Raw genomic sequence first — 1,903 nt, forward strand, 5'->3', positions numbered from 1 at the left:
TTTAGGAAGTGGTTGGTTAAGAGGCCTTCGATCTTGCCACCAAGTGGGCAAGCTTTAGGTGAGTCAGAGTGGATCTTGAAAAGTTTTTCTTTATCATTTACTGCGTTGAAAATTTGAAGGAGGGTTAGGTGTTGGGGAGTATCACTGACTTGAGACGTGGTGTTTGTGGGGCTGGGGTGTTTAGGCATCAAATAGTTATGTCAAGCATGTGATGTTCGCTAGGTACTATTTCCTCATTATCTGCTATATCGTCCAAATTTTCTTCGTCACTATCTCTTGAATTTTGTTTTTCACTCTCAAACTCACTTGCCTCTTCTTCATTTTTTTGGCGTTCATGTTCCTTTTCAGGGTCTATTTTATAAGACTCTTCCATCGGACGCACCTCTTTGATCTCTTCACTTTGTTGCGAGGCAAGCTCAGCTGTCATCAAAGACTGCATATCAAATCTAGCTTGTTGATTTGCATGCACTTGCGACACTACTGGTGCGTTTTGATTTATAAAGTTACTATTTCCTAAAGGTGTTACAGCCATTTTTTAGCCTTTATTTATGATGATAGTTTTATAGTTCGTATAAGTGACATTTGCACCGTTTTCACGTTTTAAATTTTCGCGTTTGGTGTAGTCCACCTCGTATCTGCCAGCTCCTTTTACGCTAAATTCTACGCAGAATTTAGCTGCCATTTTTAGCACATCTTCGGGTACCTTGCTCTTGTTTGTTTTAATAATGACATGAGCGCTTGGGGTATCCTTTAGATGTAACCATATATCGTCTTTTTTGGCAAGGTCAAGCAAATTTATATTGCCTTTTTCGTTTCTACCAACTAAAATCTTAAACTCTCTAACGTAAAAAATTTCAGCATTTTCACTCACATCTTTTACATGACGTTCTTTTTGTTTTGCCTTGTTTTTTGGGCTTAAAATTTCAAGCTCATAAAGACTATTCGCTTCTTTTAAGAGGGATTTTAATCCTTCAAAAAACTCAATCTTTTCGCTTAAATTTCTCTTTTCTATCTCCACGCCAAGGGCCTTTGCTCGAAACTTTTTTGATCTTGTGTAAAATTCATTTGCACTATTTTTTGGTGTATCGCTAAGGGTTAATTTTATCTCGTTGCCATCAAAATCTTTCAGGCAAATTTCTCTCTCATAGCCCTTAAAATTTCCCAAATTTGCAAGCAAAAGCGATCCTAAATTCGCAGATTCCTCACTCTTTCTCATTAGCTCATCTTTGTCTTCAAGTGAGTTTAAAATTTCGCTCATATTATCTATCTTTTTTTGTACGCTTGCAAGCTTCGCCTCTTTTAAACTAGCTATCCTTGATTCATTTACTCTAGTCGCTTCGCTCTTAAAAAACACCTCAAAGTCAGTTATGGGCTCGCACGGTTTTTCCTTGATAGTGATAGCTGGAAGCTCTCTTAAAACTTCGCCAGTTTCTATCTTTCGGTAGCTATTATCAATATGTCTTAACGCTTCGATTATTACGTTGTTTTCATCAGTTATCACAGCATTTGTAAAGCGACCTGTAAATTCAAGATAGAGAATAAAATTTTCACTTTTATATGAGCCACTTTGCGTGCAGATAAATTTTAAAATTCTATTATCTTTTAAGTACTCAACGTTTTTTATATGCGAGGCGTTAAAGCGCTTTTTTAGGACATTATCAAAAGGTGCTTGATAAATTTTTGCTTCTTTTAACTCGTCATCTTTGTAGATAGCAGAGTTTGATTTGTTTAGATCAAAGATGATCTTCTCACCATTAAATTCGATTAAAATAGCCATATCATTAATGCGTTTTGCTTGGTTTATCTTTGTAAAATTTGATAGATAACTTGCTATTTGAACTAAATGTGCGTACTTCATGTGGGGATTATATCAGAAATGTTGCAAAAATGTTTTAATAAAAGC

2 protein-coding genes are annotated in these 1,903 nt (G+C 35.7%); both read right to left on the reverse strand.

Annotated elements, in window-relative coordinates:
- Window positions 1-187 precede the first annotated feature (187 nt).
- Window positions 188-532, reverse strand: a complete 345-nt coding sequence (locus tag CVS92_RS08935) for a hypothetical protein (RefSeq protein WP_084109652.1) — start codon at window positions 530-532, stop codon at window positions 188-190.
- 3 nt (window positions 533-535) lie between these two features.
- A complete protein-coding gene (locus CVS92_RS08940; RefSeq protein WP_107789223.1) occupies window positions 536-1,858 on the reverse strand; it encodes an NFACT RNA binding domain-containing protein in 1,323 nt (440 codons plus the stop codon).
- Window positions 1,859-1,903 lie beyond the last annotated feature (45 nt).

It is taken from the genome of Campylobacter concisus (assembly GCF_003048555.1).
GTDB classification, from domain to species: Bacteria; Campylobacterota; Campylobacteria; order Campylobacterales; family Campylobacteraceae; genus Campylobacter_A; species Campylobacter_A concisus_AO.